Here is a 26,280-nt window from a genome sequence, read left to right on the forward strand (position 1 = left end):
GGAGCGGTTACACGGTATACACATGTTCACTCAAACAGCGACTCGGAATCTCGCGCAGACACTGCGGAAGCGAGTGCTGGGCTCAGACCTGCTGGACCTGCTGACCGGTCCGCACGGCGTGGACCGCTACACCGAGCTGGTGGCGCCGACGTGGACGCTGGGCGAGGCCCGCGCCAGGGTCGTCGACGTGCGCCGCACCACGCCGCGCAGCGTCACGCTCACGCTCGCCCCCAACGAGACCTTCACGTCCAACCACACCGTTCGAGCCGGCCAGTACGTCAACTTGACCGTCGAGATCGACGGTCGCCGGCACACCCGCTGCTATTCACCGGCCAACGCCGAAGGCAGCGGCAACCTGGAGCTGACGATCGGCCACCACGACGGCGGGCTGGTGTCGGGCTACCTGTACGAGCGGGCCCGCCGTGGCATGGTGGTCGGCCTGGCCGGCGTCGGCGGTGACTTCGTGTTGCCCGCGGCGCGGCCGCGGCGGATCCTGTTCGTCTCCGGCGGAAGCGGCATCACGCCGGTGCTGGCGATGCTGCGCACGCTGATCGCCGAGCGGCACTGGGGCGAGGTCGCGTTCGTGCACTACGCCCGCACACCCGCCGACGCGTGCTACCGCGACGAACTGGCCGCCCTGCAGGGTCGGCCGGGCGTTCGCGTTCTGCACGGTTACACCCGCTCCGGCGCCGGTGACCTCACCGGCCGCTTCGGCCCGGAGCACCTGGCCGCCGCCATGCCCAAACCCGATGTGGTGTTCGTCTGCGGGCCAACGCCTTTGGTCGAGGCCGTGCGGGAACACTGCGACAACGTGTACACCGAAAGCTTCGTGCCGCCGGCCCTCGACACGCCGGCCAATGCCTCGGGCGGCCGAATCACGTTCGCCGACAGCGGGATCGACGTCGTCGACGATGGCCGCTCGCTGCTGGAGCAGGCCGAAACGGCCGGCCTGACGCCGCAGAACGGGTGCCGGATGGGCATCTGCCACACGTGCACCCGGCGCAAGACCACCGGGACGGTCCGCAACCTGGTCACCGGCGCGGTGTCGACCCAGCCGGATGAGGACGTGCAGATCTGCGTGTCCGTCCCGGTCGGTGACGTTGACCTATCCCTCTAACTCGCAAAATCGAGAGGAGAAAAGCCATGTCAGACAACAAGATCACCCTGACCCCCGAGCAGGCCGACGCCTTCGGCCGCGAGCTCGACGCGATCCGGGAACGCGTGATGGCGGACCTCGGCGAACAAGACGCCGACTACATCCGCCGCGTCATCAAGGCCCAGCGCGCGCTGGAAGTCGGCGGCCGGGCACTACTGTTCCTGCCGCCGGCGTGGCCGCTGGGCACCGCGATGCTGGGCGTGTCCAAGATCCTGGACAACATGGAGATCGGCCACAACATCATGCACGGCCAGTACGACTGGATGCGCGACCCGGCGATCTCCGGCCGGTCCTTCGAGTGGGACACGGCCTGCCCCGCCGATCAATGGCGGCATTCGCACAACTACATGCACCACACCCACACCAACATCGTGGGGATGGACCGCGACATCGGCTACGGCATCCTGCGGATGAGCGAGGACCAGCCCTGGGAGCCGTACTTCGTCGGCAACCCGCTCTACGCCTTCCTGCTGATGGTGTTGTTCCAGTATGGCGTCGCGCTGCACGAGCTGGAGACCGAACGCATCCGCTCCGGCGAGATCAGGTTCGCTGACAAGCGCGGGGTGCTGCGCGAGATCTGGAACAAGACACGCCGGCAGACGCTCAAGGACTACGTCGCCTTCCCGCTGCTGGCCGGGCCGTTCGCCCCGTTCGTCTTCGCGGGCAACCTCTCGGCCAACCTGATGCGCAACGTGTGGTCGTACATGATCATCTTCTGCGGCCACTTCCCGGACGGCACCCAGGAGTTCACCGTCGAGGAGACCAAGGACGAGTCCCGCGGCAGGTGGTACTTCCGCCAGGTGCTCGGTTCGGCAAACCTGACCGGCGGCAGGCTCTTTCACCTGCTGTCCGGCAACCTGTCGCACCAGATCGAGCACCACCTGTTCCCGGACATGCCGGCCCGCCGGTATGCCGAGATCGCGCCCGAGGTGCAAGAGATCTGCCGGCGCTACGGCATCCCCTACAACCGGGGCCCGCTGCTGCAGCAGTTCGGCACCGTCGTCCGCAAGATCGTCAAGCTGACCTTCCCGGACTCGTGGACACGCAAGCCCGGCCCCGACAAGCCCGCCGATCGGCTCGCCGTCGCCGCGTGAACCTGCGCCGGGCGTGGTCTCGATGCAGCAGGGGGCATTGCCTCGCGCCGGGTGAGGGGGACAATGAGGTCCGTGGAATGGACCGGCGCGCGCTACGCGGACACCCCGACGGTGGAGGCCTCGACCTGGGTCGACGCCGACCCCGCCCGCGTCTGGGACCTGGTCTCCGACATCGAGCTGATGCCGACGTTCAGCAACGAACTCAAGGCCGTGGAGTGGGCCGAAGGATCGGACCGGCCCCGGATCGGCGCCCGCTTCGTCGGACACAACGAACATGACGCGTTCGGGCAGTGGAGCACCACCTCGCAGATCGTCGCCTGCGACCGCCCACGCGAGTTCGCTTGGGCCGTGGGCGAACCCGACCGCCCGGCCGCGACGTGGCGATTCCGGCTGACGCCCCGGGACGGCGGCACCCTGCTGAACTTTTGGATGCGGATGGGACCGGGGCGGTCGGGGCTGTCGTCGGCCATCGAGTCGATGCCCGACAAGGAAGAAAAGATCGTGTTCGTGCGGATGCGGGAGTTCGAGGCCGCGATCGGTAAGACGCTGGCCGCGATCAAGAGGCTGGCCGAACGCGGAGTCCGATGATGCGGACGGCGACGACGGTCGAGTTGTCCGGCGCGGCAGCCGAAGTCGTCACCCTCGTCGTCGAGGCGGAGAAGCTCGGTCTCGACGTGTGTTGGGTGGCCGAGGCGTGGGGTTCGGACGCGCCGTCGGCGCTGGGCTATCTCGCGGCGCGGACGGACCGGATGCTGCTCGGTTCCGGCATCCTGCAGGTGGGCACCCGGTCGCCCGTCCTGGTCGCCCAGACCGCGATCACGCTGTCCAACCTGTCGAACGGGCGATTCCTGCTCGGGCTCGGAGCGTCGGGTCCGCAGGTGATCGAGGGCCTGCACGGCGTCTCGTTCGGCCGGCCGCTCGCGCGTATCGCCGAAACGGTGGACATCGTGCGCCAGGCATTCGGCGGAACCAAGATCTCCTACACCGGAAAGGAATTCCGGATTCCCCGGCCCGGCGGTGAGGCGGTGCCGATGCGGCTGTCGGCCCGGCCCGAGCACGCCATCCCGATCTACCTCGCCGCGCTGTCACCGGCGATGCTGCGCCTGACCGGACGGGTCGCCGACGGCTGGCTGGGCACCAGCTTCGTGCCGGAGGGCGCCGGCGACGCCTACTTCGCCCACCTCGACGACGGGCTGGCGGCAGCGGGTCGCCGTCGCGCCGACATCGACATCTGCCAGGGCGCCGAAGTCGCCTTCGCCGCGGACGAAGACGAACTGCGCGGCATGGTCGCGGGCCGCAAAAAGGAGCTCGCCTTCAGCCTCGGTGGCATGGGGTCGTCGAGCACGAACTTCTACAACCAGGCCTACAGCCGTCAGGGCTGGGCCGACGTGGCGGCCGAGGTCCGCGAGCGCTGGCAGCGCGGTGACCGCGAGGGCGCGACAGGCCTGGTGACCGACGAGATGGTGCTGGCCACCACGCTCATCGGCACCGAGGAGATGGTTCGGTCCCGGCTCGCGGTCTGGCGCGACGCCGGCGTCGACACCGTCCGGCTGTATCCCGCCGGCGAGACGCTGGATGCCAAACTCAGCACCCTGGGCCGGGCCATCGAGCTCGTCCGCGAGGCCTAGTCCACGTCCGCCGGAGCCTCGGACGCCTTCACGAGTCTCACGTCGGGGCGCTGCGGAACCGCATCGGCCAGAAACCACCGAAAGGCGAGGTTGCCCTGTGGATAGCCAAGCGTGGTCAGTGAATTCGGGTGGGCCGTGATCGTGTGGGACAGGACGATGGTCACCGAGCCGTCACTGTTCAGCACGGCGCTCTGCCCGTTGACCGAGCAGCGCGCGTCGGAGCCTTCAGCGGCGCCGTAGGTGGCCATGAACTGGTTCCACACCACCATGTTCCAGAACCGGCACGGCGGTGGCCGGTGCCTGATCACCAGCGCCTCGTCCTCGTCGAGCACGAAACTGCCGTAGGCATAGCACGCGTCGCGCGCCGACCACCCGAAGTTGGCGTCGGGCACCTGGTAGGGGGCGGCGAATTCGTTTGCGGCGTGCGGGGTCTCGTGGCCGAGCGCGTGCTGGTCGTCGACGCGGCTGCCAACCGCCAGCGGCACGATGGCGAACATGGTGTGCAGCCAGGTGGCGGCCGCCCGCAGGCTTGCGGCGGTCTCGGCGTCGCCGTGCCGAATGGGATCGGGCTCGTCGAGTGCCTCGATGTGCCAGACGACCGGGCGGCCGGTCAGCGGGTCGGCCTGGTAGTCGCGGGTCATCAGCACGGCGGCGTCTTGTGTCGGCGGGAATTCGAAGCTGAAGTTGCCGTCGGCGTCGATATCCAGGTCGCGGTCGCGGACTATCGCCACCACCCGGTCCGACCACGCGCCCGGCGATGGCTCGTTGTAGGCCGTCACCGAAAAGTACACGCTGTCACCGCGATTGCCGCTGATGCGGTAGCGCCGCTTCGAATCGACCGGGCACAGGAAGTAGTAGGCGTCGGTGTTGTCGCCGCCCCATCGACGATCCCGGCGGAACGGCGTGTTGACCGCGACGAACTGCGGCCGGCCGGGCTCGGGGAACAGGTAGGTGTCCAAGGCGACGCCCAGCGTGGTGGCGAGCGTGCGGTAGCCGTCGGCGATGTGGCGATCGTCGGTGACGGCGCGGGCGCCCTCGAGGAAGGAGCGGTCGAGGGCGCCCAGGGTCGTGAGCAGCTCGTGCCACGCGGCCGTCGATTCGTGCGTCATGCTGTGGTTCCTTTCAGGATTCCCTTCAGGAGCAACATCGTCGTGCGGTCGACCCACGCGTCGTCGAGTTCGGTGACGCGGGTGAGCAAACCCATCAGCGTGATGCCGGCGATGGCCTCGGTGAGTTCGGTGGCGGTCACGTCGGGCCGGATTTCGCCGCGGGCGGCGGCCCGCTCGAGCAACTCGGCGAGGCCGCCGCCGATGACCCCGGCGAACCGCTCCAGCAGCGCCGAATGCAGCGTCGGGTCGGCGGCCATCTCGCCGACGAGCCCCGGCAGGGCCGCCCTGGCGGCGGGCGTCGTCAGGAAATCCATTGACCGACGGACCATTTCGCGCAGGTCCTCGGGCAGTGAGCCGGTGTCGGGCAGCTCGGTCCCGACACCGATGGGGAACACCGCCTCGTGCACGAGGTGCGCCTTGCTCGGCCACCGCCGGTAGATCGCGGGCTTGCTGGTGCCGGCGCGCTCGGCGATGGCGGAGACCAGCAGCCCGGAGTAACCGGTTTCGGCCAGCAGCTCGACGGTCGCGCGCAGCACCGCACCGTCGATACGCGGGTCGCGGGGTCGGCCAAAATCGACAACCATTACGAAACTGACAGTAACATAAGTCGGATGACCGACAGCGACGTTGTACGTCTGGCGGATCTGGCCCGGCCCCAATTCCGCGCCGAGGCCCGGCAGATCCTGGACATGATGGCCGCGATGGCCGCGGAGTGTCCACTGGATGCCGATTCGCTGCATGCCAGGGCCAGCGCCGACACCGGCCTGCACGATTTCGGTCCCGACGACTACCGCGAACGGCTCGACGTCTACCTCGCCGCGCTCCGCGAGATCGACGGGTTGCACGCGGCCGGCGTCGTCAACTTCTACGCGCAGCTGCTGCAGTTGCTCAAGAACCGGCTCCTGTTCACCGACCTTCTGCGCAGGCATCCCGAAATCGACGACATCGAACTGCAGCCGCCGGTCGTGATCGCCGGCCTGCCCCGCACCGGCACCACCCATCTGCACAACCTGCTGGCGGCGGCGCCCACCTTCCGCACCATGCCGTACTGGGAAAGTGTGGAACCGTTCCCGCTGCCGCAGGAGGCCGGAACCGAGCCGGACCCGCGGCGCACGCGGATGGACGTCGGGGTCGGGGTCATCAACACGGTGATGCCGTACTTCCCGCTGATGCACGAGATGACCACCGACCACGTGCACGAAGAAATCCAATTGCTGGCAAACGACTTTTCGACGATGCTCTTCGAGACGCTGGCCGACGCGCCGCGCTGGCGCGACTACTACCAGGCCCACGACCAGACGACCCACTACGAGTACCTCGCCCGCCAACTCAAGGCCATGCAGTTCCTGCGCGGGGGGCGGCGCTGGCTGCTCAAGTCGCCCCAGCACCTCGAGCAGGTGCCGGTGCTCGATCGGGTCTTCCCCGGCAGCATCGTCGTGTTCACCCACCGCGACCCGGTCCCGGTGGCGCTGTCGATGATCGCGATGATCACCTACTCCGCGCGCATGCACCGCTCGCCCGTGCCGGTGGAAGAGATCGCGGCCTACTGGGTCGACCGGCTGGACCAGATGCTGACGGCGCTCGTGCGCGATCGCGACACCATCGGCCCGGAACGCTCGATCGACGTCCGCTTCGACCGTTTCATGGCCGACGAACTCGGCGTCGTCGAGCAGGTGTACGCGCTGGCCGGCGAACCGTTCACCGAGCCTGCGCGCGCGGCGGTCGCCGACTACCTGGCGGCCCACCGGCGCGGCCGGCTGGGCAACGTCGAAACGTCGGCCGAGATGTTCGGGCTCGAGAAGCAGTGCCTGCGGGCGCGCTTCGCGCCCTACGCGGAACGGTTCCTGGCTTGATCCGGTCGGGCGGGCATCGAGTACCTTCTCAACACTGGTCGCTATGCCCGCGCTGGAAGGTGTCGAACACAGGTACGTCGAGCTCGGGGATGGTGTCACCATCCACGTCGCGGATGCCGGTCCGGCGCATGGTCGGGCGGTGATGCTGGTGCACGGCTTTCCGCAGAACTGGTGGAGTGGCACGAGCTGATCGGCCCCCTGGCCGCCGATGGCTATCGCGTGCTGTGCCCCGACCTGCGGGGCGCGGGGTGGAGTTCGGCGCCGCCGTCTAAGTACCTCAAGAACGACATGGCCGACGACCTGGCCGCGGTCCTGGATCGCCTGGGCGTTACGACCGTCACACTTGCCGCCCATGACTGGGGCGGGCCCGTCGCGTTCACCATGATGCTGCGGCATCCGGAAAAGGTCACCGGGTTTCTCGGGATGAACACCTCCGCGCCGTGGGTGAAGCCCGACCTCAAGATGCTCCGCAACCTCTGGCGGTTCTGGTACCAAGTCCCGATAGCGCTGCCGGTGATCGGTCCGCGGGTGGTCGGCGACCCCAAGGCCCGCTTCTACCGGGCTCTGGCCTCGTGGGTCGGCGGGGGGTACCTGGTGCCCGAAGACGACGTCCGCTTCTACATCGAGTGCATGCGCCAGCCCGGGCACGCGCTGGCCGGTTCGCGGTGGTATCGCACCTTTTTGAGCACGGAGGTGTTCCGCTGGCTGCGCGGCGAATACAACGACGCCCGAGTCGACGTGCCGGTCCGCCGGCTGAGCGGCACGAAAGATCCGGTGCTCACGGTCGATCTGCTGGACGGGTATGCCGACCGCATAAGCGATTTCGAGGTCGAGGTCGTCGAGGGCGCCGGCCACTGGATCGTCGAGGAGCGGCCCGAGCTGGTCCTCGACCGGCTCAAGGCGTTCCTGCGCGCCGAAAGCTGAAGCGCTACTGCACTTTTCGGCGCTACTCGACGCCGATGGTGACTTCCGTGGACTTGATGAACACGGTCGCGGGCTGACCGACCGCCAGGCCGAGGTCGGTCGCGGCGTCCTTGGTGACCGAGGACGTGACGATCTGGTCACCGCCGTCGAGCTTCACCTTGACGATCGCCATCACGCTGCCGAGATCGACCTCGGTGATGGTTCCCTTGAGTTGGTTCCGCGTCGACAGTCGCATCGCATCCTCCGAGTTCGGTGTCAGCGACGAGCGTAATGTCGCGGGCCGAGCAGCGCTATGGACGCGTCCACCGCGGGTTCGACGATTTCCCGGACGGGCCGGCCGTCTTCGACGGCCAGCGCGGTCAGCTCGCGCAGGCCACCCAGCAGGATCACGGCCAGCGGCGCGGTCAGCGGCGGCAACTCCGCGCGGCGGAAGCCGGGGCTCGCACTGAGATCGATCAGCAGGTTGGACAACAACTGCACGCCGCGGCGCTGGACCGGGCGGGCGACGTCGCCCAGCGACGGCAGCTCCCGAATCAAGCTCAAGGTGATGGCCGGCCGGGCTTCCATGTGGGCGACATAGGCCTCGACCGCCTGCCGAATCTGCCGGTGCCAGTCGGCCTCTGGATCGACGGCCGCGGCGATGCTGCCGCCGAGCTTTTCGATGTCGGCCCGCAGCAGCTCCAGAAAGCAGTCTCCCTTGCTGGCGAACTGGTCGTAAAAGGTGCGCTTCGACGTGCGGGCGTGGCGGACGATGTCGGCGACCGTGCTGGCGCGGTAGCCGCGCTCGCTTATCGAGGCGGCGAGGCCCTCGAGCAGCCGAAGCCTGAACGGATCCGATTCGGCCGGGGGGCAGGCAAGGACGGCGTCGTCAACCGCTGATGTCACGGGCGGCGCTCCCTTGGAGTGAACACGGCACCTTGTCAGGTCTGGTACTACAGAGTACCGTAGCGGGAAAGCTTCTGGTACACCGCGGTACCAACCCCGAACAGGGGAGAAATGGGGAGCATCACCGCAATGAGCGACGTCGTCACCGCCCCGCCGGCCGTGCGGTTGCCGCCGGCCACCCGGATGCCGAAAGTGCTGCAGGGCCTTCTCTTTGCGGTCTCGCGACGGCGGATGATCCAGCGGCTGGCGCGGCGCCACGGCAACGTGTTCACGGTCAACATCCCGATCTACGGCCGGGTCATCGTGGTCGGCGACTGGCGGCTGGCGAAGCAGGTCTTCACCACCGGCCCGGAGGAGCTCGGGAACATCCAGCCCAACCTGAGCCGACTGTTCGGCTCCGGCTCGGTCTTCGCGCTCGACGGCGACGACCACCGCCGGCGGCGACGGCTGTTGGCGCCACCGTTCCACGGCAAGAGCATGAAGAACTACGAGCGCATCATCGAAGAGGAGACGCTGCGCGAGTCGGCCGGCTGGCCGGAAGGCACGCCCTTCGCCACGCTGCCGTCGATGATGCACATCACCCTCAACGCCATCCTGCGCGCGGTGTTCGGGGCCGAGGGCGCCGAGCTCGACGAGCTGCGCCGGCTGATCCCGCCGTGGGTCACCCTGGGGTCGCGCATGGCGGCGCTGCCCAAACCCGAGCGAGACTATGGCCGGTTCAGCCCGTGGCGGCGGCTGGCCGAATGGCGGCGCCAGTATGACGTCGTCGTCGACAAGCTGATCGACGCCGAGCGGGCCGACCCTGATTTCGACGAGCGGACCGACGTGCTCGCGCTGATGCTGCGCAGCACCTATGAGGACGGTTCGGCTATGTCCCGCAAGGACATTGGCGACGAACTACTCACCCTGCTGGCCGCCGGGCACGAAACCACCGCCTCCACGCTGGGTTGGGCGTTCGAGCGGCTGAGCCGCCATCCCGATGTGCTGGCCGCCTTGGTCGACGAGGCCGATAACGGCGGCTCTGAGTTCCGCCAGGCGGCGATCCTGGAGGTCCAGCGGGCGCGGACGGTCATCGATTTCGCGGCCCGCCGCGTCTACCCGCCGGTCTTCCGACTCGGCGAGTGGGTCATCCCCCGCGGGGATTCGATCATCATCAGCATCGCGCAGATCCACAACGACGCCAGCGTCTTTCCCGATCCCGAACGCTTCGATCCCCGGCGCTACATCGAAAGCAAGCCGTCGTCTTTCGCGTGGATTCCCTTCGGTGGCGGGACCCGTCGGTGCGTGGGCGCCGCCTTTGCCAACATGGAGATGGACGTGGTTCTGCGAACCGTGTTGCGCCACTTTACCATTGAGACCACGACGGAACCGGACGAGCGGTGGCACAGCCGTGGTGTCGCGTTCACCCCGAAGGACGGCGGACGCATCGTGGTGCACCGGCGCTGAGCGCGTCGGTGCCTAGCCCGATGGTGGCGACCCGGTTCGCCCGGCTCCGCCGCGCCTGCGATCGCCATTATTGGCCGGCGGCCGCGCGGCGCGGCAACTTCCAACCGGGGCGCACGAAGTGGCAGGTGTACCCGTTGGGGTAGCGCTGCAGGTAGTCCTGGTGCTCGGGCTCGGCCTCCCAGAAATCACCGGCCGGGCTGACCTCGGTCACGACCTTGCCGGGCCATAGGCCCGACGCCTCGACGTCGGCGATGGTGTCCAGCGCGATCCGCTTCTGCTCGTCGTCGAGGTAGAAGATGGACGAGCGGTAGCTGGTTCCCCAGTCGTTGCCCTGCCGGTTTTTCGTTGTCGGATCGTGGATCTGGAAGAAGAACTCCAGCAGCGTGCGGTAATCGGTGACCGCGGGGTCGTAGACGATTTCAATGGCCTCGGCGTGCGTCCCGTGATTGCGGTAGGTCGCGTTGGGGACGTCGCCGCCCGTGTAGCCGACCCGCGTCGAGATCACGCCGGGCTGCTTTCGGATCAGGTCCTGCATGCCCCAGAAGCAACCGCCGGCGAGAATCGCCTTGTCATACGCCGCCATGCTTGTCCTCCTTGCCGTCCGGTTAATCACACCGCCGTGGTGTGCAACCTGAAAGATCCCGCCGATTATCCCGCATAATCGCCGCGGCTACCGGAGCCGCTGGTGAGAGCCCACTCATCGTGGAGTCGGCATCGCGCCGAGCGTGAAACTGCTGCCAAAAAACGGCGAAAAAGTGGCAGCAGTTTCACGTTCGGCGGAAGGGCCGGGATGCGGCCGTCCGGACCCCGGTGAGCCGACGCTCGACAAACGTCAATAGAACGTGTTCTAGTTTCGGCATGACTACGCCGGCGTTCTCCCGCAGCGAGCTCGCTTCCGCGTTCGAGAAGTTCGAAGCGACGGTCGCCCGGGCCGCCGAAACCCGGGACTGGGACGCCTGGGTCGAGCAGTACACACCCGACGTCGAGTACATCGAGCACGCGGCGGGCACCATGCACGGCCGCGAAGAGGTGCGCGACTGGATCCGGCAGACGATGACGACCTTCCCGGGCAGCCACATGATCGCGTTCCCGACGCTGTGGTCGGTCATCGACGAGTCCACCGGGCGGGTCATCCTCGAACTGGACAACCCGATGCGCGACCCCGGCGACGGCAGCGTCATCAGCGCGACCAATATCACGATCATCACCTATGCCGGCGATGGCCAGTGGAGTCGTGAAGAAGACATCTACAACCCGCTGCGCTTCCTGCGCGCGGGAATGAAATGGTGCCGCAAGGCCCAGGCCCTGGGCACCCTCGACGAGGACGCCGCGCGCTGGATGCAGCAATACGGAGGCGCTTGAGTGAGCACGAAACCCAAGCTTGTCATAGGCGCCAACGGCTTCCTGGGCTCGCACGTGACCCGCCAGCTCGTCGCCAAAGGCGCAGCCGAAAACTTCAACGTGCGGGCGATGGTGCGCCCGACCGCCAACACCCGCGCCATCGACGACCTCGAGCTCACCCGCTTTCATGGCGACGTGTTCGACACCGCCACGTTGCGCGAGGCGATGGACGGCGTCGGCGACGTGTACTACTGCGTGGTCGACACCCGCGCGTGGCTGCGCGACCCGGCGCCGCTGTTCCGCACCAACGTCGAAGGCCTGCGCAACGTCCTCGACGTCGCCGTCGAAAAACCCGGCCTGCGCAGGTTCCTCTTCACCAGCACCTACGCGACGGTGGGCCGGCGGCACGGGCACGTGGCGACCGAGGAAGACAGGGTCGGCTCGCGCGGGGTGTCCGCCTACGTCCAATCCCGGGTCCGGGCCGAAGATCTGGTGATGCGGTATGTGGCCGAGGCCGGGCTGCCCGCTGTCGCCATGTGCGTCTCGACCACCTACGGCGCCGGCGACTGGGGCCGCACGCCGCACGGCGCGTTCATCGCCGGCGCGGTCTTCGGAAAGCTGCCCTTTCTGATGGACGGCATCCAACTCGAAGTCGTCGGCGTCGACGACGCCGCCCGGGCCACGATCATCGCCGCCGAGCGCGGGCGCATCGGGGAGCGGTACCTGATCTCCGAGCGGATGATCGCCCTGAGCGAGGTCGTGCGGATCGCGGCCGACGAGGCCGGTGTGCCGCCGCCCCGACGCTCGATTTCGGTCCCGGTGCTCTATGCCCTCGGCGCGCTGGGCAGCCTCAGGGCGCGGATGAGCGGCAAGGATGCCGAACTCAGCCTCGAGTCGGTGCGCATGATGCGCGCCGAGGCGCCCGTCGACCACAGCAAGGCGGTTCGCGAGCTGGGCTGGCAGCCGCGCCCGGTGGAGGAATCCATCCGCGAGGCGGCTCGGTTCTGGGCCGCACTCAAGGGCGCGCAGACGCCTCGCAAAGACAAAGCGGCCCGGGCCGAATAGCCCGGCTTTCAGTTGGCGGGCCTTGACGGCGGGGTCGTGACGATCGCGTCACAAGCTCGGGAAGGGTTGGGCGCACGCTGTTGTTGCACGCCTTATCCGTGTCTGAGGAGGAACGCATGAGCCACCCGGAAATCAAAGAACCCAGCGCTGGGCATCCGATCACCATCGAGCCGACGAAGGGGCGGGTGCAGGTCCGCGTGAACGGCGAGCTCGTCGCGGACACCACCGCGGCATTGGAATTACGTGAGGCGAGTTTGCCTGCGGTGCAATACATTCCGATGGGAGACGTGGTCGGCGACCGGCTGACCCGCACCGACACCAGCACCCACTGCCCCTTCAAGGGGGACGCCAGCTACTACAGCGTGACCACCGCGGGCGGCGACACCGTCGACGACGTGATCTGGACGTACGAGCAGCCCTACCCGGCCGTTGCGGCGATCGCCGGGCACGTTGCCTTCTACCCCAACAAAGCGGAGATCACCGTCTCGGCTCAGTAGGGAGTCCACCCGGGAAGCGCGGTCTCTTGCGCCCGGGTGTCGCTGTAAAGGCGCATCGAGACAATCAGGCCATCGCGGGTGTCGAAGATGCACACGAACGGGCTGTCATATCCGATGCCGTCGACGGTAGTACCGCTGGCCTGGGCCTCCACGACGACCGTTTCTCCCTCGTTGATACAACGCACCAGGTCGATGGTGAGCTCGAGGTCCCGTTTGCGCCGCTCGATCGCTCGCCGAAACGTCTCCTTGTCGCACGCTGTGCGCGTGGAGAGGGTCCAGTAGGTGAAGTCGTCACTAAGCAGTGCGAAGCCCTCGTCCAGGTCCCCGCCGTCGGTCGTACTCTGCAGGAACATCCAGGCCAGCTCGCCCTGCGGGTAATCGAACGGCGTCATCACATCGCAATATTGTCTTGGGACACGGTGAACGGTCAATCAGGGCGTTCCGGAGGGGATCTCGGTGAAGAGCGCGCGCACGGTCACGTTCCCCGGGGCTGCCGGCTTCGGGCACACCCTGGCGCCCCTGCGCCGGGGTCCCCGAGATCCGTGCTTCCGGCTCCCCGGCGACGGCTCCATCTGGCGAACCAGCCTGCTGCCCACCGGCCCAGTCACCGCGCGGATCACCCGCACGGCCGCCAACGCCGCCCATTGCGTCGCGTGGGGCGGCGGTGCGGAGCAGTTCATCGAGATGCTGCCCGCGATGCTGGGTGTCGACGACGACGCCTCGAGCTTCGTACCGCGCGATCCGACGGTCGCCGCCGCCCACCGGCGCATTCCCCACCTGCGGCTGGGCCGCACCGGACTGGTGCTGGAGGCCTTGATCCCGGCGATCATCGAGCAGCGGGTGCCCGGCGCCGACGCGTTTCGTTCCTTGCGCCTCCTGGTGTCCAAGTACGGGACACCCGCGCCCGGGCCGGCCCCGGCCGGGATGCGGGTGCCGCCGCCGGCCGAGGTGTGGCGGCACATCCCGTCGTGGGAGTTTCATCGCGCCAACGTGGACCCGAGACGCGCGCAGGCCGTGGTGAGTTGTGCGCGGCGGGCGCCCTCGCTGGAACGGTTGGTGTCGCGGCCGGCGGAGCAGGCCCGCCAAGCGCTGACGTCCCTGCCGGGAGTCGGCGAGTGGACCGCCGCCGAAACCGCGCAACGCGCCTTCGGCGACGCCGACGCGGTATCGGTGGGCGACTACCACATCCCGAAGATGATCGGCTGGACCCTGCTGGGGCGCCCGGTCGATGACGCGGCGATGCTCGAACTGCTCGAACCGATGCGACCGCACCGCCACCGGGTGGTTCGGCTGCTCGAAGCCAGCGGGCTGGCGTACGAACCCCGCCGGGGGTCGCGGCTGCCGGTCCAGCACATCAGCGAGCTCTAGCCCGGGTTTCCAGCAACGGCCATCGGGTACCCGTCTGATGACCGTGTGCGAGACAGGGGAGAAATCGATGACACAGTTCACCATTCCGGGACTGACCGACAAGCAGGGGGCGCGGCTTGCCGAATTGCTGCAGAAGCAACTGAGCACCTACAACGACCTTCACCTGACGCTGAAGCACATCCACTGGAACGTGGTGGGCCCCAATTTCATTGGCGTGCACGAGATGATCGACCCGCAGGTCGACGCGGTGCGCGGCTTCGCCGACGACGTTGCCGAGCGCATCGCGGCCCTGGGCGCATCCCCCCAGGGCACGCCGGGCGCGATCCTCAACGATCGCACCTGGGACGACTACTCGGTCGGCCGCGACTGCGTCCAGGCGCACCTGGCCGCGCTGGACCTCGTCTACAACGGCGTCATCGAGGACATCCGCAAATACATCGAAGAGACCGAGGAACTCGACAAGGTCACCCAGGACCTGTTGATCGATCAGGCGGGGCACCTGGAGAAGTTCCAGTGGTTCGTCCGGGCGCATCTGGAGAGCGCGGGCGGGAAGCTGACCCATGAGGGCTCGTCCACCGAGCGGGACGCCGCGAGCAGCGCCCGCAGCGCCTCCTAGCCCAGGCGCTCGGCCGCCGCGGTTTCCCGATTCAGCCGCTGCGCCTCGTAGATGGTGACGTTGGTGCGCGACATCACCAACGCAGCGATCCCGACGGCGAGGATCGCCCCGGGCACCACCGAAAACGAGCCGGTCATCTCGGCGACCATGATCATGATCGCCAACGGCGCGCGCGCGACGCTGCCGAAGCACGCCATCATCCCGACGACGACGAAGATGCCGGGCTCGTGCGGCACGCCGGGCAGCCCGGACAGCTCGCCGAGCCGCCAAACCGCGGCCCCTACGAAGGCGCCGATCACGATCCCGGGGCCGAACAGCCCGCCGGATCCGCCGGTGCCGATCGACAGGGACGTGGCGACGATTTTGGCGACCGGCAGGACGACGACGATCCATAACGGGATCGCCATCAGCGAGTCGCGATCGGCGGCGAGCTGCGCCCAGCCGTAGCCGCTGCTGAGTATCTGGGGAATCAGCAGTCCCAACAGCCCGACCACGAGCCCGCCCAGCGCCGGCTTGAGCACCTGCCCGCCGGGCAGTCGATGGGTGAGCCGCACCGTGGTGTGGAAGGTGCGCGCGTACAGGTAGCCGACCGCCGCCGCGGCGAGACCGATTACCACGAACCACAGCAACGGCCAGGACTTTTCGAAGCGGTACTCGGCGTCGATGTAGCCGAACAGCGGATCGAAGCCCAGGAACGCCCCGAGCACCGCATAAGCCGTCCCGGACGTGATGAAGCCCGGCAGCAGGTAGCGATAGTCGAAATCGTCGCGGTAGGGGATCGAGGCGGCCAGCACCGCGCCACCCAGCGGCGCGGCGAAGATGGCGCCGATGCCCGCGCCGATGCCCAGCGCCACCGCGGTCCGGCCGTCCTCGTCGGACAGGTGCAGCCGTCGGGTGAGCAATGAGGAGAAGCCGGCCGAGATTTGCGCCGTCGGGCCCTCGCGGCCGGCCGAGCCGCCTGACCCTATGGTCAGCGCGCTGGCCACCATCTTCACCAGCACCGCCCGGAAGCGGATGGCGCGGGGATCGCCGTGTACCGCCTGGATGGCTTCGTCGGTCCCGTGGCCGGTGGCCTCCGGGGCCAGCTTCGCCACGATAAAGGCCGACAGAAGGGCTCCCCCCGTCGTCACCAACGGAAGCGCCCACGGCCGCTGAAAGCCCGCGGACCCGTGGCTGCCGCCCTCCCCGACGGGCGTGGGTATGTGGTAGCCCGCGAGGTAGCCGAGCAGGAATTCCGCGGTGAATTTCAGTGCGAAATAGAATATGACGGCCCCGAGGCCGGCGATGACACCGATCGTGACGCCCAGCAGCAGCCACTTCTGCAAATAGCCCGACTTGCGGATCGATGCCCCGAATCTTCCGCCGGCGGCGGGAGCCGAGGCGACGGAGGCATCAGCGGGCTGGGGTTCGTCATCGGGCGGTTCGCTCACGGCGCGGACCTGACCCCAACCACCCAGCCATCCTATGCAGGGCCCTACCGCCGGAATAACCGGACCAGAGTCCGGTTATATGGGTCAGTTCTTATCGGAGGAGGTACACATGCCTGCTATCACCGCGGACACGCTGACGCTGCCACGCGTGGGCGCCGCAGGTCCCGGCGACACCGAACGGCCGGTTCGATCGATCACCACCGGCCCGCGGGGCTACGAGGGCGAGGGCTTTCCGGTCGTCCGCGCGTTCGCCGGGGCCGGCACCGCCGCTCTGGATCCCTTTGTGCACATGGACCAGATGGGCGAGGTCGAGTACGAGCCGGGCGAGCCCAGGGGCACCGACTGGCATCCGCACCGCGGCTTCGAAACCGTCACCTACATGATCGACGGCAAATTCGCACACCAGGATTCCCACGGCGGCGGCGGCCTGATCACCGACGGCGCGACGCAATGGATGACGGCCGGTTCGGGCATCCTGCACATCGAAACCCCGCCGGCCGAATTGGTGGAAAGCGGTGGCGTCTTCCACGGCATCCAACTCTGGGTGAATCTGCCGAAGCGGGACAAATTCGCAGCGCCCAGGTACCAGGCGATCGAAGGCGACGACGCCGCGCTACTCGCGTCGGACGATGGCGGAGCGCTCGTCCGCATCATCGCGGGTGAGGTCGACGGTTACCGCGGACCGGGCATCACGCACACGCCAATCACGTTGGCGCACGCGACGATTGAAAGCGGCGCCCGACTCAACATTCCGTGGCGGCGCGATTTCAATGCGCTGGTATACGCGCTCTCGGGGAGCGGATACGTCGGTCCCGTCTCCCACCCGATTCGCTCGGGCCAATTGGCCGTCCTCGGACCCGGCGATCGGATTACCGTCGGCGCTCAACAGACGCAAGATTCGTCACGCACATCAGCTCGTGGGCCGTTTGACGTGCTGCTGCTGGGCGGGCGGCCGATTCGCGAGCCGGTATTCCACTATGGGCCTTTCGTGATGAACACACGCGCGGAATTGGTCGAGGCGCTGCAGGACTACGAGGCCGGAAAGTTCGGCACCGTTCCGCCAAATGCTCTAATGCCGCACCACGGCGGTGGCACACTTTAGCGATGGCGCCAACGGCGGGTCGCAGGCCGGGGCGCCCGCCTGCCGCCAAGGCGGACGAGACGCGTCAACGGATCATGCAGGCTGCTCGCCTGGTGTTCAGCGAAAGCGGTTACGACGGCGCGACGTTTCAGGCGATCGCTGCCCGCGCCGACCTGACCCGGCCGGCGATCAACCATTACTTCTCCAGCAAGCGGGCCCTGTTTCGGGAAGTGCTGGACGAAACCAACGAATTCGTCATCGGGGCCGGTATTAAAAAAGCGGAGCGCGAGACCACGCTGATCGGGCGCCTGACGGCGTTCATCTCCGCCGCGGTGCGGGCGAATTCCGAAAATCCCGCCGCATCGGCGTTTTTAATCAGCGCCATCCTCGAATTTCAGCGGCATCCGGAATTGAGCAGGACCGAAAACGATTCCGTGCGGATCAGCCGGGAATTCCTCATGCGCGTCGTCGGCGATGCGATCGAGCGCGGTGAGGTCGTCGCCGGCATCGACCCTTCGGCGTTGGTGGAGTCTCTCCTGGTCGTGCTGTGCGGCGTCGGTCTCTACGCCGGTTACGTGCGCAGCAACCAGGAGATGTTGGCCGTCACCGGAATGCTGCGTCAGCTCTTGGAAGGCGCGCTCTGGCGCCCCTAGACCTGACCCGCCCCGCGCCGATCCGAGCGCAGTGAAGTTCCGCACAAAGCGCATAGGCTAACTAACTTATTCGGTAGCATGGTCCGGTCATGACTGATGTGGATGCCTCGTTACCACCCTCATTGCGGACCGCCGGCGACAGCTGGGCCATCACCGAACTGGTCGGCGCCACCGCGTTGGGCGTCGCCGCGGCGCGCGCGGTCGAGACCGCCGGCGCCGATCCGCTGATCCGCGACGAGTTCGCCCGTGTGTTGGTGTCGTCGGCCGGTCCCCCGTGGGCACGGCTGGCCGACGCCGAGCTGACCTGGCTGGACGGCGATCCCCAAGGCAGACGCGCGCATCGGCTGGGGATCGACTACCAGGCGGTGCGCACCCACTTCTTCGACGAGTACTTCGAGGAGGCCACCCAAGCCTCTGCCGCCGGGATTCGGCAGGTCGTGATTCTCGCCGCCGGCCTCGATTCGCGGGCCTACCGGTTGAATTGGCCGGAGGGCACCGCGGTGTACGAGATCGACCAGCCCAAGGTGCTGGAGTACAAGACCGGAATTCTCGACCGGCATGGCGCGGTGCCCGCCGCCGCCCGGCGCCCCGTTCCGATCGATCTGCGCGAAGACTGGCCGGCGGCCCTGACCGGAGCCGGATTCGACCGCACCCGACCGACGGCGTGGTTGGCCGAGGGCCTGCTGCCGTACCTACCGAGCGACGCCCAGGACCGGCTGTTCGAGATGTTCACCGCGCTCAGCGCGCCGGGTAGCCAGGTCGCCGTCGAGGTGTTCGGCATGAATTCCCGGAGCAACTCGCAGCGCTGGCTGCGAATGCGGGAGCGACTCGGCCTGGATGTCAACGTCCAGGCACTGACCTATCACGAGCCCGACCGCACCGACGCCATTCAATGGCTGACCGACCACGGCTGGCGGGTAACCAGCGTGGACAACCGCGACGAGATGGCCCGCTTAGGCCGACCGGTTCCCGACGACCTGGCCGACGAGGCGGTCCGCAGCACGTTGCTGCGAGCGCGTCTCGGCACGCCGACTGCCTGACTTCCACACGGATTGATTCAAGGAGCAACGCGATGAGCTCACTTCGCACCCACGACGACACCTGGGACATCAAGACCAGCGTCGGCAGCACCGCGGTCATGGTGGCCGCCGCCCGCGCCGTCGAAACCGACCGGCCCGACGCGCTGATCCGTGACCCGTACGCCAAGCTGCTGGTCACCAGCTCCGGCGCCGGCGTCCTGTGGGAGGCGATGCTCGACCCCGAGATCGCGGCCAAGGTCGAAGCCCTCGACGAGGATTCCGCGGCCCACCTGCACCACATGCGCGGCTACCAAGCGGTGCGGACGCACTTCTTCGACACCTTCTTCACCGATGCTGTCGCCGACGGGATCCGCCAGATCGTGATCCTGGCCTCGGGCCTGGACTCCCGCGCCTACCGGCTCGACTGGCCGGCCGGCACGACGGTGTACGAGATCGACCAGCCTCAGGTGCTGGCGTATAAATCCACGACTCTTGCCGAAAACGGCGTGACGCCCTCGGCCGATCGGCGCGAGGTGGCCATCGACTTGCGTCAGGACTGGCCGGCCGCGTTGCGTGCCGCCGGCTTCGACCCGACCCGGCGCACCGCGTGGCTGGCCGAGGGGTTGCTGATGTACCTACCCGCCGAGGCCCAGGACCGGTTGTTCACCCTGATCGGCGAGCTGAGCCCGGCCGGAAGCCGCGCCTCGGCCGAAACCGCACCCAACCACGCCGACGAGCGGCGACAGCAGATGCGGGAACGCTTCAAGAGGGTGGCCGTCGAGATCGGCATGGAGCAGACCGTCGACGTCGGCGAATTGATGTACCGCGACGACCACCGCGCGGACGTCACCGACTGGCTCAACCAACACGGCTGGCGCGCGACGGCGGAGCACTCAACCGATGCGATGCGCCGGCTGGGCCGCTGGATCGAGAACGTCCCGCTGGCCGACGACAAAGACGCGTTCTCCGACTTCGTCGTGGCGGAGCGGTTGTAATGCCGCGCACCGCGAACGACTCCTGGGACATCGCCACCAGCGTCGGGGCGACCGCCGTGATGGTCGCGCTGGCTCGCGCCGCGGAGACGGCAGGCGCCGAGCCGCTGATCTCCGACCCGTTCGCAGAGGTACTGGTGTCTACTCCCGAACTCGAGGGGGTTCGGGAGCAGGTCGCGGCGTGGTGGACGCCGGAGCCGGAGGACGAGGCCGCTGATGTCAATGTCGACTCCCAGCACATGATCGATTACCAGGCGGTGCGCACCCACTTCTTCGATGAGTACTTCGCCGAAGCTGTTGCCGCCGGCATCCGGCAGGTGGTGATCCTCGCCGCCGGCCTGGACTCGCGCGCCTACCGGCTGGACTGGCCGGACGGCACCGTCGTGTACGAGATCGATCTGCCCAAGGTGCTTCAGTACAAGGCCGAGACGCTGGCCGCCCACGGGGCCGCACCGGTCGTCGATCGGCGGCCGGTGCCGGTGGACCTTCGCCACGACTGGCCCCGGGCGCTGCGCGACGCCGGCTTCGACGCGACCCGTGCGACCGCCTGGCTGGCCGAGGGGTTGTTGCCGTTTCTGCCGGCCGCCGCGCAGGAGGCCATGTTCGCCGCGATCGACGCGCTGAGCGGATCCGGCAGCCGGGTGGCGGTGGAAATCTTCGGCGTCGACTCGGAGAAGCGTCGCGAGGCCGAGCAGAAGTGGCAGGAGCTGCGGGCCAAGCGCGAAGCGCGCGGCCAGGACACCTCGTTCAACCCCTTCGACCTCTGGTTCGACGACGAGGGTCGCCCCGACTGCGCGGACTGGTTCGGCGCCCACGGCTGGACGGCGCGCGCGGTGAGCGCGCGCGAGGAGGGTCTGCGGCTGGGCCGCGCGCCGCAGTCGGAGGAGAGGCCGTTCACGAACAGTTTCGTGACGGCCACCAAACCCTGACCTGAAATGCTTCCCGCCGGGTCGAGTCGATCCGGTCGGGGCGGATCCTTCCTATTGCTCGCCCAACCGGATGGTTAGGATCGCGGTTAACAGCGATGAGCGGCCACCGCGTTGCAGTGGGCATCTCCGCTCGGGAAGGACAACGATGACCACCGAATCGGTTACACCGAAGACATCGGACTCCAAGAACGGCACGGCTGCTGCGCGGGTCGATATCCCTGCCACGGTGGCTCGGCTTCGCCAGACCTTCGCCACCGGCCGCACCCGCGACATCGACTGGCGCAAACGGCAGTTGCTGCAGCTGCAAAAGCTGATGGAAGAAAACGAGGCCGCTATCACCGCCGCACTCGTTGACGATTTGGACCGCAAGCCGTTCGAGGCATATATCGCCGACATCGCCACCACGGCGGGTGAAGCGAAGTACGCGGCCAAGCACCTGCGCAGATGGACGCGCCGCCGCTACCAATTGCTGGAGATGGCGCAGCTGCCCGGCCGCGGCTGGGTGGAGTACGAGCCCTACGGCACGGTGCTGGTCATCGGCGCCTGGAACTACCCGTTCTACCTGACGCTGGGTCCGGCGGTCGGGGCGATCGCCGCCGGGAACGCCGTGATACTCAAGCCCTCCGAAATCGCTCCCGCGTCGTCGCGGTTGATGGCCGAGCTCGTGCCGCGTTATCTCGACAACGACGCGGTCGCGGTGATCGAGGGCGACGGCGCGGTGAGCCAGCAGCTCATCGCACAGGGCTTGGACCGGGTGATGTTCACCGGTGGCACGGAGATCGGCCGCAAGGTCTACGAAGGCGCGGCACCCCACCTGACCCCGTGCACGCTTGAGCTCGGCGGCAAGAGCCCGGTGATCGTGGCCGCCGACGCCGATGTCGATGTCGCGGCCAAGCGGATCGCCTGGATCAAAGTGCTCAACGCCGGACAGACGTGCGTTGCGCCCGACTATGTGCTGGCTGACGCAAAGATCCGCGACGAGCTGGTCGGCAAGATCGCCGAGGCCGTCACCAAATACGAAGCCGACCACCCGGAAGGGATGCGGATCGTCAATCAGCGCCAGTTCGACCGACTGACCGGTTACCTGGCGAAGACGAAGGGCGATGTTGCCGTCGGTGGCGGCTTCGACGCCTCGGGTCTGCGCATCTACCCGACGGTCATCGTCGATCCCGCTCCGGACGAACCGCTGATGACACAGGAGATCTTCGGCCCGATCCTGCCGGTGATCACCGTTCAGTCCCTGGACGACGCAATACGTTTCGTCAACTCGCGACCCAAGCCGTTGTCTGCGTACCTGTTCACCAGGTCACGCGACGTCCGTGAGCGGGTGATCAAGGAGGTGCCCGCCGGCGGCATGCTGGTCAACCACCTCGCGTTCCAGGTGTCGACGGCGAAGTTGCCGTTCGGCGGGGTCGGCCCGTCGGGTATGGGCGCCTACCACGGCAAGTACGGCTTCGAGGAATTCAGCCACCGCAAGTCGGTGTTGACCAAGCCCACCCGCCCGGACCTGTCGAGCCTGATCTACCCGCCGTACACTGAGCGGGCCTTCAAGATGGCCCGCAAGCTCTTCTAGCGTTGAACCCGAATTCCCTTGTAGGCCAATTCCTTTAAACAGGAGAGAGGAACCTGATGCCCGGAGTGCAGGATCGCGTCATCGTCGTCACCGGAGCCGGCGGGGGATTGGGCCGTGAATACGCCCTCACCCTTGCCCGCGAGGGCGCCAGCGTCATCGTCAATGACCTCGGCGGAGCCCGCGACGGCACGGGCGCCGGCCACAACATGGCCGACGAGGTGGTCAAGGAGATCAAGGACGCGGGGGGGCGGGCCGCCGCCAACTACGACAGCGTCGCCGATCCCGAGGGCGCCGAGAACATGATCAAGACCGCACTCGACGAATTCGGCGCCGTGCACGGTGTGGTGAGCAACGCCGGCATCCTGCGCGACGGCACGTTCCACAAGATGACCTCCGAGAACTGGGACGCGGTGCTCAAGGTGCATCTCTACGGCGGGTACAACGTCATCCGCGCCGCCTGGCCGCATTTCCGTGAGCAGAGCTACGGCCGCGTGGTCGTCGCCACCTCCACCAGCGGTCTGTTCGGCAACTTCGGACAGACCAACTACGGGGCGGCCAAGCTCGGCCTGGTCGGGCTGATCAACACGCTGGCGCTGGAGGGGGCCAAGTACAACATCAAGGCCAACGCGGTCGCCCCGATCGCGGCCACCAGGATGACCGAAGACATCCTTCCCAAGGAGGTGCTCGAGAAGCTCACTCCCGAGTACGTCGCGCCCGTGGTGGCTTACCTGTGCACCGAGGAATGCTCCGACACCGGTTCGGTTTTCGTCGTCGGCGGCGGCAAGGTACAGCGGGTCGCGCTGTTCGAGAACCAGGGCATCAACTTCGACAAGCCACCGTCGGTGGACGATGTCGCCTCGCACTGGAACGAGATCACCGACCTGTCCTCGGCACAGAAGGCCGGCTTCAAGCTGTAGGGCCATGAAAGCCTGCGTGGTGCAAGAGCTGTCCGGCCCGGACGGCGTGGTCTTCACCGATATCGACGACGTCACCGAGGATGGCAAACACGTCGTCATCGACGTCCGGGCCGCCGGGGTGTGTTTTCCCGACCTGCTGCTGGCCAAGGGCGAGTACCAGCTGAAGCTGCCCCCGCCGTTCGTCCCCGGCATGGAGGCCGCGGGGGTGGTGCGTTCGGCGCCGGAAGGGTCGGGTTTCCGGGTGGGCGAACGGGTTTCGGCGTTCGGGATCCTGGGTGCCTACGCCGAGCAGGTGGCCGTTCCGGTGGCCAACGTGATGCGCAGCCCCGCGGAACTCGATGACGCCGAGGCGGTTTCGCTGCTGGTCAACTACAACACCATGTACTTCGCGCTGGCTCGCCGCGCCGCGATGCGGCCGGGCGACACGGTCCTGGTGCTGGGCGCCGCCGGTGGAGTGGGCACGGCGGCGATCCAGGTCGCGCAGGCGATGGGCGCGAAAAAGGTGCTGGCCGTGGTGCATCGGGAGGCCGCGGCCGACTATGTCGCTTCGCTGGGCGCCGACCTGGTGGTTCCGCTGGCGGACGGCTGGGCCGACCGGGTGCGTGACTACACCCACGGCCGCGGGGTCGACATCGTGGTCGACCCCATCGGCGGCCCCGCCTTCGACGACGCGGTTCGCGTCCTGGCGATCGACGGCAAGCTGCTGGTGATCGGCTTCGCCGCCGGCAGCATTCCCACCGTCAAGGTCAACCGGCTGCTGCTGCGCAACGTCAGCGTGGTGGGCGTGGCGTGGGGCGAGTACCTGAACAAGGTCCCCGGCTCGGCCGCCTTGTTCTCCTGGGGGCTGAGCCAGTTGGTCTTCCTCGGGCTGAAACCGCCCCCGCCGCAGCGTTATCCGCTCTCGGAGGGCGCGGTCGCGTTGCAGAGCCTGGCCGACGGCGGCGTGCTCGGCAAGGTCGTGCTGGAGCCTTAGTCGACGAGGCCTTCGCGTCAGAGCAGGCTGGCGAAATCGGCGGCGATCGATCGTGCCGCGCCCAAGAGGACCAGGCCCTCACCGGCGCCGATGATCAAACTCAATGCGGTGTCCGCAGCGATGGGTCCGACGATCGCGTTCGCAAGTCCCATAACGATTTGCCCGTTGAGAGCTTGCGAGATCCCGTCCGAGATCAGCGTGAGGTCGTAAGCCGGGAGCGCGGTGAAGAGCGCGGTCACGTTATCGGCCGTCGGAAGCAGCGTCCCGTAAGCCGTCGAGAACGCGTCCGCGAGGGTGTTGATGACATTCGAGGCCGTCGCTTGCGGGGCGGTCGGCGCGACCAACGGGTTGTACGTCTGAAGGCTAGGAACACTCGCCAGGCTCCACAGGTCCGACGGGTTCGCCAGCGACGGGAACCCTTGGGCCGCTTGCGCGCTGAGGTCGTTGGCGGCGGCGAGGATTCCCTGCTGGGTTCCGGAGATCAGGTCGCCGCCCAGGGCAGTGGTCGCGTCGAGTGGTGGGAACAACCCGAACGGGGTGGGCACGTCGGCCGGCCCGGTCGGATAGCCGTAGGCCGGGTTGCCGTAGCCCCAGTTGACGAGATACGTCAGGTCCGGTTGCAGCAGGTCCGCGAGCGGATTGCCGATAAACGGGATTGCGCGCACCGGATCCAGCAGTGGCAGGTTCGGGACGGTGATCATTTCGTACTTGGTGACACCGGTGTAGCCGGGCGACGTCGGCAATGTATGAAGCTGGTAGCCGGGCGGGAGTGCCTGCGGATTGATCAGGTAATAGTCGGGGTGCACGTAGTAGATACCCGCAAGCGCGTTCAGGTCGGACAGGACGTTGAGCGGATACTTCGGAAAATCGGCGAAGCCGTCGTATTCCAGCGTGTAGTTGACGGTCGGATAGATCGTGTTCGGAGGGGTCGCGCCGTAGTAGGTGACCCCCAGGCTCGGGCTGGTGAAACCCGGGAAGCGTGTGAAGAGGCCGCCGTTGGGCGTCATGGGATTTCCCAGCAAGACAAAACCGAGTTGGCTTGCCGTCGGGGCGCCGGCGCCCATGGCCGCGAGCTTTTCCATTTCCAGCGAGGCGACGACACTGCTCTGTGAAAAGCCGGTAAACACAACGTTGTTCGGCGAGCCTGGATACAGCAACGGATGCAACCCCGGCCCCGTCGCGACCAGCGTATTGTTCAGAATCGTGACACCTTGGGAGACCGAGTTGTCGAAGGTCAAGCCCTTGACGCCATTGTTTACCGGGTATATCGGATATGCCCCGTTCGGTTCGTACATGACCTGGGCGTCGGCCAGGGTGAAGCTCGGGAAGTTCGGGGTGACGTAGTTGTTGACCAGGTTCGTTATGTACGTTGCGCCGGGTATCGGATTGCCACTGCCGCCCGCGACCAAAGTGATGTCCGGGTCATTCGCAACGGCATTCACCATCGCAGCGATGGGGCCGGTACCGCCCGTCAGCGCGCTCGCCGCCGCGGTCTCCGCTGTTCGGTAGGAACTCTCGGCGGCGGCCAGCGCCTGAGCGAACGCAGCGTGAAATGCCCCGGCCTGTGTGATGACCGCCTGATACTCGAGGCCGAACCGATTGAACAGCGTGCCGACGGCCAGCGACACCTCGTCACCGGCTGCCGCGGCCACACCGGTTATCTGGCCGGCCGCGGTCACCCTGGCTTGGTTGATCACCGAACCCATTCGTGCGACGTCCGCGGCGGCCGCC

The 26,280-nt window shown here is 67.6% G+C and carries 27 protein-coding genes and 1 pseudogene; 20 read left to right on the forward strand and 8 right to left on the reverse strand.

What is annotated here, in order from left to right:
* Positions 1–22: 22 nt before the first annotated feature.
* The 4 genes from VMD50_RS23290 to VMD50_RS23305 all read left to right on the forward strand — a co-directional run bounded on the left by VMD50_RS23290 (position 23) and on the right by VMD50_RS23305 (position 3,878).
* Positions 23–1,117 carry a ferredoxin reductase gene (locus VMD50_RS23290; protein ID WP_325431171.1) on the forward strand — a complete coding sequence of 365 codons (1,095 nt, stop codon included), beginning with the start codon at positions 23–25 and terminating at the stop codon, positions 1,115–1,117.
* A gap of 26 nt (positions 1,118–1,143) precedes the next feature.
* Entirely contained in the window at positions 1,144–2,250 is a 1,107-nt protein-coding gene (locus VMD50_RS23295; RefSeq protein ID WP_325431173.1) for a fatty acid desaturase family protein, read from the forward strand.
* Positions 2,251–2,313: 63 nt separating this feature from the next.
* Entirely contained in the window at positions 2,314–2,838 is a 525-nt protein-coding gene (locus tag VMD50_RS23300) for an SRPBCC family protein (protein WP_325431175.1), read from the forward strand.
* Positions 2,838–3,878, forward strand: coding sequence for an LLM class flavin-dependent oxidoreductase (locus VMD50_RS23305; protein ID WP_325431177.1), 1,041 nt, complete (start codon positions 2,838–2,840; stop codon positions 3,876–3,878). Before VMD50_RS23300 ends, VMD50_RS23305 begins: the two co-directional genes overlap by 1 nt.
* On the opposite strand, the gene VMD50_RS23310 is transcribed toward VMD50_RS23305, so the two are convergent.
* A complete protein-coding gene (locus tag VMD50_RS23310) occupies positions 3,875–4,987 on the reverse strand; it encodes a DUF1214 domain-containing protein (RefSeq protein WP_325431179.1) in 1,113 nt (370 codons plus the stop codon). The two genes, VMD50_RS23305 and VMD50_RS23310, sit on opposite strands and share 4 nt — an antisense overlap.
* On the reverse strand, positions 4,984–5,571 hold the full coding sequence (locus VMD50_RS23315) for a TetR/AcrR family transcriptional regulator (protein WP_325431181.1): 588 nt from the start codon (positions 5,569–5,571) through the stop codon (positions 4,984–4,986). The genes VMD50_RS23310 and VMD50_RS23315 overlap by 4 nt, the downstream gene beginning before the upstream one ends.
* A 27-nt stretch (positions 5,572–5,598) precedes the next feature.
* Here VMD50_RS23315 and VMD50_RS23320 point away from each other — a divergent pair, with 27 nt between their 5' ends.
* A complete protein-coding gene (locus VMD50_RS23320) occupies positions 5,599–6,840 on the forward strand; it encodes a sulfotransferase family protein (protein WP_325431183.1) in 1,242 nt (413 codons plus the stop codon).
* 34 nt (positions 6,841–6,874) lie between these two features.
* Positions 6,875–7,764: pseudogene (locus VMD50_RS23325) on the forward strand (alpha/beta fold hydrolase).
* Between the two features lie 22 nt (positions 7,765–7,786).
* On the opposite strand, the gene VMD50_RS23330 reads toward VMD50_RS23325, so the two are convergent.
* Positions 7,787–7,999: a TOBE domain-containing protein gene (locus VMD50_RS23330; protein ID WP_066917306.1), complete on the reverse strand. Its 213-nt coding sequence runs from the start codon at positions 7,997–7,999 to the stop codon at positions 7,787–7,789.
* A gap of 20 nt (positions 8,000–8,019) precedes the next feature.
* Positions 8,020–8,649 (reverse strand): TetR/AcrR family transcriptional regulator, encoded by a 630-nt coding sequence (locus VMD50_RS23335; RefSeq protein WP_325431188.1) that lies wholly within the window; start codon positions 8,647–8,649, stop codon positions 8,020–8,022.
* Positions 8,650–8,778: 129 nt separating this feature from the next.
* Here VMD50_RS23335 and VMD50_RS23340 point away from each other — a divergent pair, with 129 nt between their 5' ends.
* The gene (locus VMD50_RS23340) at positions 8,779–10,095 is read left to right on the forward strand and encodes a cytochrome P450 (RefSeq protein WP_325431190.1); all 1,317 of its coding nucleotides are present in this window, start codon (positions 8,779–8,781) and stop codon (positions 10,093–10,095) included.
* A gap of 67 nt (positions 10,096–10,162) precedes the next feature.
* Here VMD50_RS23340 and msrA read toward each other — a convergent pair whose 3' ends face one another.
* On the reverse strand, positions 10,163–10,678 hold the full coding sequence (msrA, locus tag VMD50_RS23345; protein ID WP_325431192.1) for a peptide-methionine (S)-S-oxide reductase MsrA: 516 nt from the start codon (positions 10,676–10,678) through the stop codon (positions 10,163–10,165).
* Positions 10,679–10,953: 275 nt separating this feature from the next.
* Between msrA and VMD50_RS23350 the strand changes: the two genes are divergently transcribed.
* The 3 genes from VMD50_RS23350 (at position 10,954) to VMD50_RS23360 (ending at position 12,998) form a co-directional block, all read left to right on the forward strand.
* Positions 10,954–11,457 carry a nuclear transport factor 2 family protein gene (locus tag VMD50_RS23350; RefSeq protein WP_325431194.1) on the forward strand — a complete coding sequence of 168 codons (504 nt, stop codon included), beginning with the start codon at positions 10,954–10,956 and terminating at the stop codon, positions 11,455–11,457.
* Positions 11,458–12,501: an NAD-dependent epimerase/dehydratase family protein gene (locus VMD50_RS23355; protein ID WP_325431197.1), complete on the forward strand. Its 1,044-nt coding sequence runs from the start codon at positions 11,458–11,460 to the stop codon at positions 12,499–12,501.
* A gap of 116 nt (positions 12,502–12,617) precedes the next feature.
* Complete coding sequence (locus VMD50_RS23360) at positions 12,618–12,998, forward strand: DUF427 domain-containing protein (RefSeq protein ID WP_325431199.1); 381 nt, start codon at positions 12,618–12,620, stop codon at positions 12,996–12,998.
* On the opposite strand, the gene VMD50_RS23365 is transcribed toward VMD50_RS23360, so the two are convergent.
* Positions 12,992–13,393 (reverse strand): nuclear transport factor 2 family protein, encoded by a 402-nt coding sequence (locus VMD50_RS23365; protein WP_325431201.1) that lies wholly within the window; start codon positions 13,391–13,393, stop codon positions 12,992–12,994. The genes VMD50_RS23360 and VMD50_RS23365 overlap by 7 nt on opposite strands.
* Positions 13,394–13,454: 61 nt before the next feature.
* Between VMD50_RS23365 and VMD50_RS23370 the strand changes: the two genes are divergently transcribed.
* Complete coding sequence (locus VMD50_RS23370; protein WP_325431203.1) at positions 13,455–14,366, forward strand: DNA-3-methyladenine glycosylase family protein; 912 nt, start codon at positions 13,455–13,457, stop codon at positions 14,364–14,366.
* A 67-nt stretch (positions 14,367–14,433) separates the two neighbouring features.
* On the forward strand, positions 14,434–14,982 hold the full coding sequence (locus VMD50_RS23375) for a Dps family protein (protein WP_325431205.1): 549 nt from the start codon (positions 14,434–14,436) through the stop codon (positions 14,980–14,982).
* Here the strand turns inward: VMD50_RS23375 and VMD50_RS23380 are convergent.
* A complete protein-coding gene (locus tag VMD50_RS23380; RefSeq protein WP_325431207.1) occupies positions 14,979–16,412 on the reverse strand; it encodes a chloride channel protein in 1,434 nt (477 codons plus the stop codon). The two genes, VMD50_RS23375 and VMD50_RS23380, sit on opposite strands and share 4 nt — an antisense overlap.
* 109 nt (positions 16,413–16,521) lie before the next feature.
* Between VMD50_RS23380 and VMD50_RS23385 the strand changes: the two genes are divergently transcribed.
* The 8 genes from VMD50_RS23385 (at position 16,522) to VMD50_RS23420 (ending at position 24,549) form a co-directional block, all read left to right on the forward strand.
* Complete coding sequence (locus VMD50_RS23385) at positions 16,522–17,514, forward strand: pirin family protein (protein ID WP_325431209.1); 993 nt, start codon at positions 16,522–16,524, stop codon at positions 17,512–17,514.
* Positions 17,515–17,516: 2 nt separating this feature from the next.
* Complete coding sequence (locus VMD50_RS23390; protein WP_325431211.1) at positions 17,517–18,146, forward strand: TetR/AcrR family transcriptional regulator; 630 nt, start codon at positions 17,517–17,519, stop codon at positions 18,144–18,146.
* An 89-nt stretch (positions 18,147–18,235) separates the two neighbouring features.
* Entirely contained in the window at positions 18,236–19,186 is a 951-nt protein-coding gene (locus VMD50_RS23395) for a class I SAM-dependent methyltransferase (RefSeq protein WP_325431213.1), read from the forward strand.
* Positions 19,187–19,218: 32 nt separating this feature from the next.
* On the forward strand, positions 19,219–20,160 hold the full coding sequence (locus VMD50_RS23400) for a class I SAM-dependent methyltransferase (protein WP_325431215.1): 942 nt from the start codon (positions 19,219–19,221) through the stop codon (positions 20,158–20,160).
* Positions 20,160–21,086, forward strand: coding sequence for an SAM-dependent methyltransferase (locus VMD50_RS23405; RefSeq protein WP_325431217.1), 927 nt, complete (start codon positions 20,160–20,162; stop codon positions 21,084–21,086). Before VMD50_RS23400 ends, VMD50_RS23405 begins: the two co-directional genes overlap by 1 nt.
* A gap of 145 nt (positions 21,087–21,231) precedes the next feature.
* Positions 21,232–22,659, forward strand: a complete 1,428-nt coding sequence (locus tag VMD50_RS23410; protein WP_325431219.1) for an aldehyde dehydrogenase family protein — start codon at positions 21,232–21,234, stop codon at positions 22,657–22,659.
* Between the two features lie 56 nt (positions 22,660–22,715).
* Complete coding sequence (locus tag VMD50_RS23415) at positions 22,716–23,576, forward strand: SDR family oxidoreductase (protein ID WP_325431221.1); 861 nt, start codon at positions 22,716–22,718, stop codon at positions 23,574–23,576.
* A gap of 4 nt (positions 23,577–23,580) precedes the next feature.
* Entirely contained in the window at positions 23,581–24,549 is a 969-nt protein-coding gene (locus VMD50_RS23420; RefSeq protein ID WP_325431223.1) for an NADPH:quinone oxidoreductase family protein, read from the forward strand.
* A gap of 17 nt (positions 24,550–24,566) precedes the next feature.
* Here VMD50_RS23420 and VMD50_RS23425 read toward each other — a convergent pair.
* The coding region (locus VMD50_RS23425; protein ID WP_325431225.1) for a PE-PPE domain-containing protein at positions 24,567–26,280 on the reverse strand (1,714 nt) is incomplete at its 5' end.

This window comes from Mycobacterium sp. (assembly GCF_035506235.1).
In the GTDB taxonomy this organism is placed as follows: domain Bacteria; phylum Actinomycetota; class Actinomycetes; order Mycobacteriales; family Mycobacteriaceae; genus Mycobacterium.

Coding starts and splice junctions, on each gene's coding strand:
- VMD50_RS23290 (WP_325431171.1), top strand. CDS start 23: ATGTTCACTCAAACAGCGACTCGGAATCTCGCGCAGACACTGCGGAAG.
- VMD50_RS23310 (WP_325431179.1), bottom strand. CDS start 4,987: ATGACGCACGAATCGACGGCCGCGTGGCACGAGCTGCTCACGACCCTG.
- VMD50_RS23395 (WP_325431213.1), top strand. CDS start 18,236: ATGACTGATGTGGATGCCTCGTTACCACCCTCATTGCGGACCGCCGGC.
- VMD50_RS23410 (WP_325431219.1), top strand. CDS start 21,232: ATGACCACCGAATCGGTTACACCGAAGACATCGGACTCCAAGAACGGC.
- VMD50_RS23320 (WP_325431183.1), top strand. CDS start 5,599: ATGACCGACAGCGACGTTGTACGTCTGGCGGATCTGGCCCGGCCCCAA.
- VMD50_RS23400 (WP_325431215.1), top strand. CDS start 19,219: ATGAGCTCACTTCGCACCCACGACGACACCTGGGACATCAAGACCAGC.
- VMD50_RS23305 (WP_325431177.1), top strand. CDS start 2,838: ATGCGGACGGCGACGACGGTCGAGTTGTCCGGCGCGGCAGCCGAAGTC.
- VMD50_RS23420 (WP_325431223.1), top strand. CDS start 23,581: ATGAAAGCCTGCGTGGTGCAAGAGCTGTCCGGCCCGGACGGCGTGGTC.
- VMD50_RS23415 (WP_325431221.1), top strand. CDS start 22,716: ATGCCCGGAGTGCAGGATCGCGTCATCGTCGTCACCGGAGCCGGCGGG.
- VMD50_RS23315 (WP_325431181.1), bottom strand. CDS start 5,571: ATGGTTGTCGATTTTGGCCGACCCCGCGACCCGCGTATCGACGGTGCG.
- VMD50_RS23405 (WP_325431217.1), top strand. CDS start 20,160: ATGCCGCGCACCGCGAACGACTCCTGGGACATCGCCACCAGCGTCGGG.
- VMD50_RS23340 (WP_325431190.1), top strand. CDS start 8,779: ATGAGCGACGTCGTCACCGCCCCGCCGGCCGTGCGGTTGCCGCCGGCC.
- VMD50_RS23295 (WP_325431173.1), top strand. CDS start 1,144: ATGTCAGACAACAAGATCACCCTGACCCCCGAGCAGGCCGACGCCTTC.
- VMD50_RS23385 (WP_325431209.1), top strand. CDS start 16,522: ATGCCTGCTATCACCGCGGACACGCTGACGCTGCCACGCGTGGGCGCC.
- VMD50_RS23360 (WP_325431199.1), top strand. CDS start 12,618: ATGAGCCACCCGGAAATCAAAGAACCCAGCGCTGGGCATCCGATCACC.
- msrA (WP_325431192.1), bottom strand. CDS start 10,678: ATGGCGGCGTATGACAAGGCGATTCTCGCCGGCGGTTGCTTCTGGGGC.
- VMD50_RS23300 (WP_325431175.1), top strand. CDS start 2,314: ATGAGGTCCGTGGAATGGACCGGCGCGCGCTACGCGGACACCCCGACG.
- VMD50_RS23330 (WP_066917306.1), bottom strand. CDS start 7,999: ATGCGACTGTCGACGCGGAACCAACTCAAGGGAACCATCACCGAGGTC.
- VMD50_RS23375 (WP_325431205.1), top strand. CDS start 14,434: ATGACACAGTTCACCATTCCGGGACTGACCGACAAGCAGGGGGCGCGG.
- VMD50_RS23350 (WP_325431194.1), top strand. CDS start 10,954: ATGACTACGCCGGCGTTCTCCCGCAGCGAGCTCGCTTCCGCGTTCGAG.
- VMD50_RS23390 (WP_325431211.1), top strand. CDS start 17,517: ATGGCGCCAACGGCGGGTCGCAGGCCGGGGCGCCCGCCTGCCGCCAAG.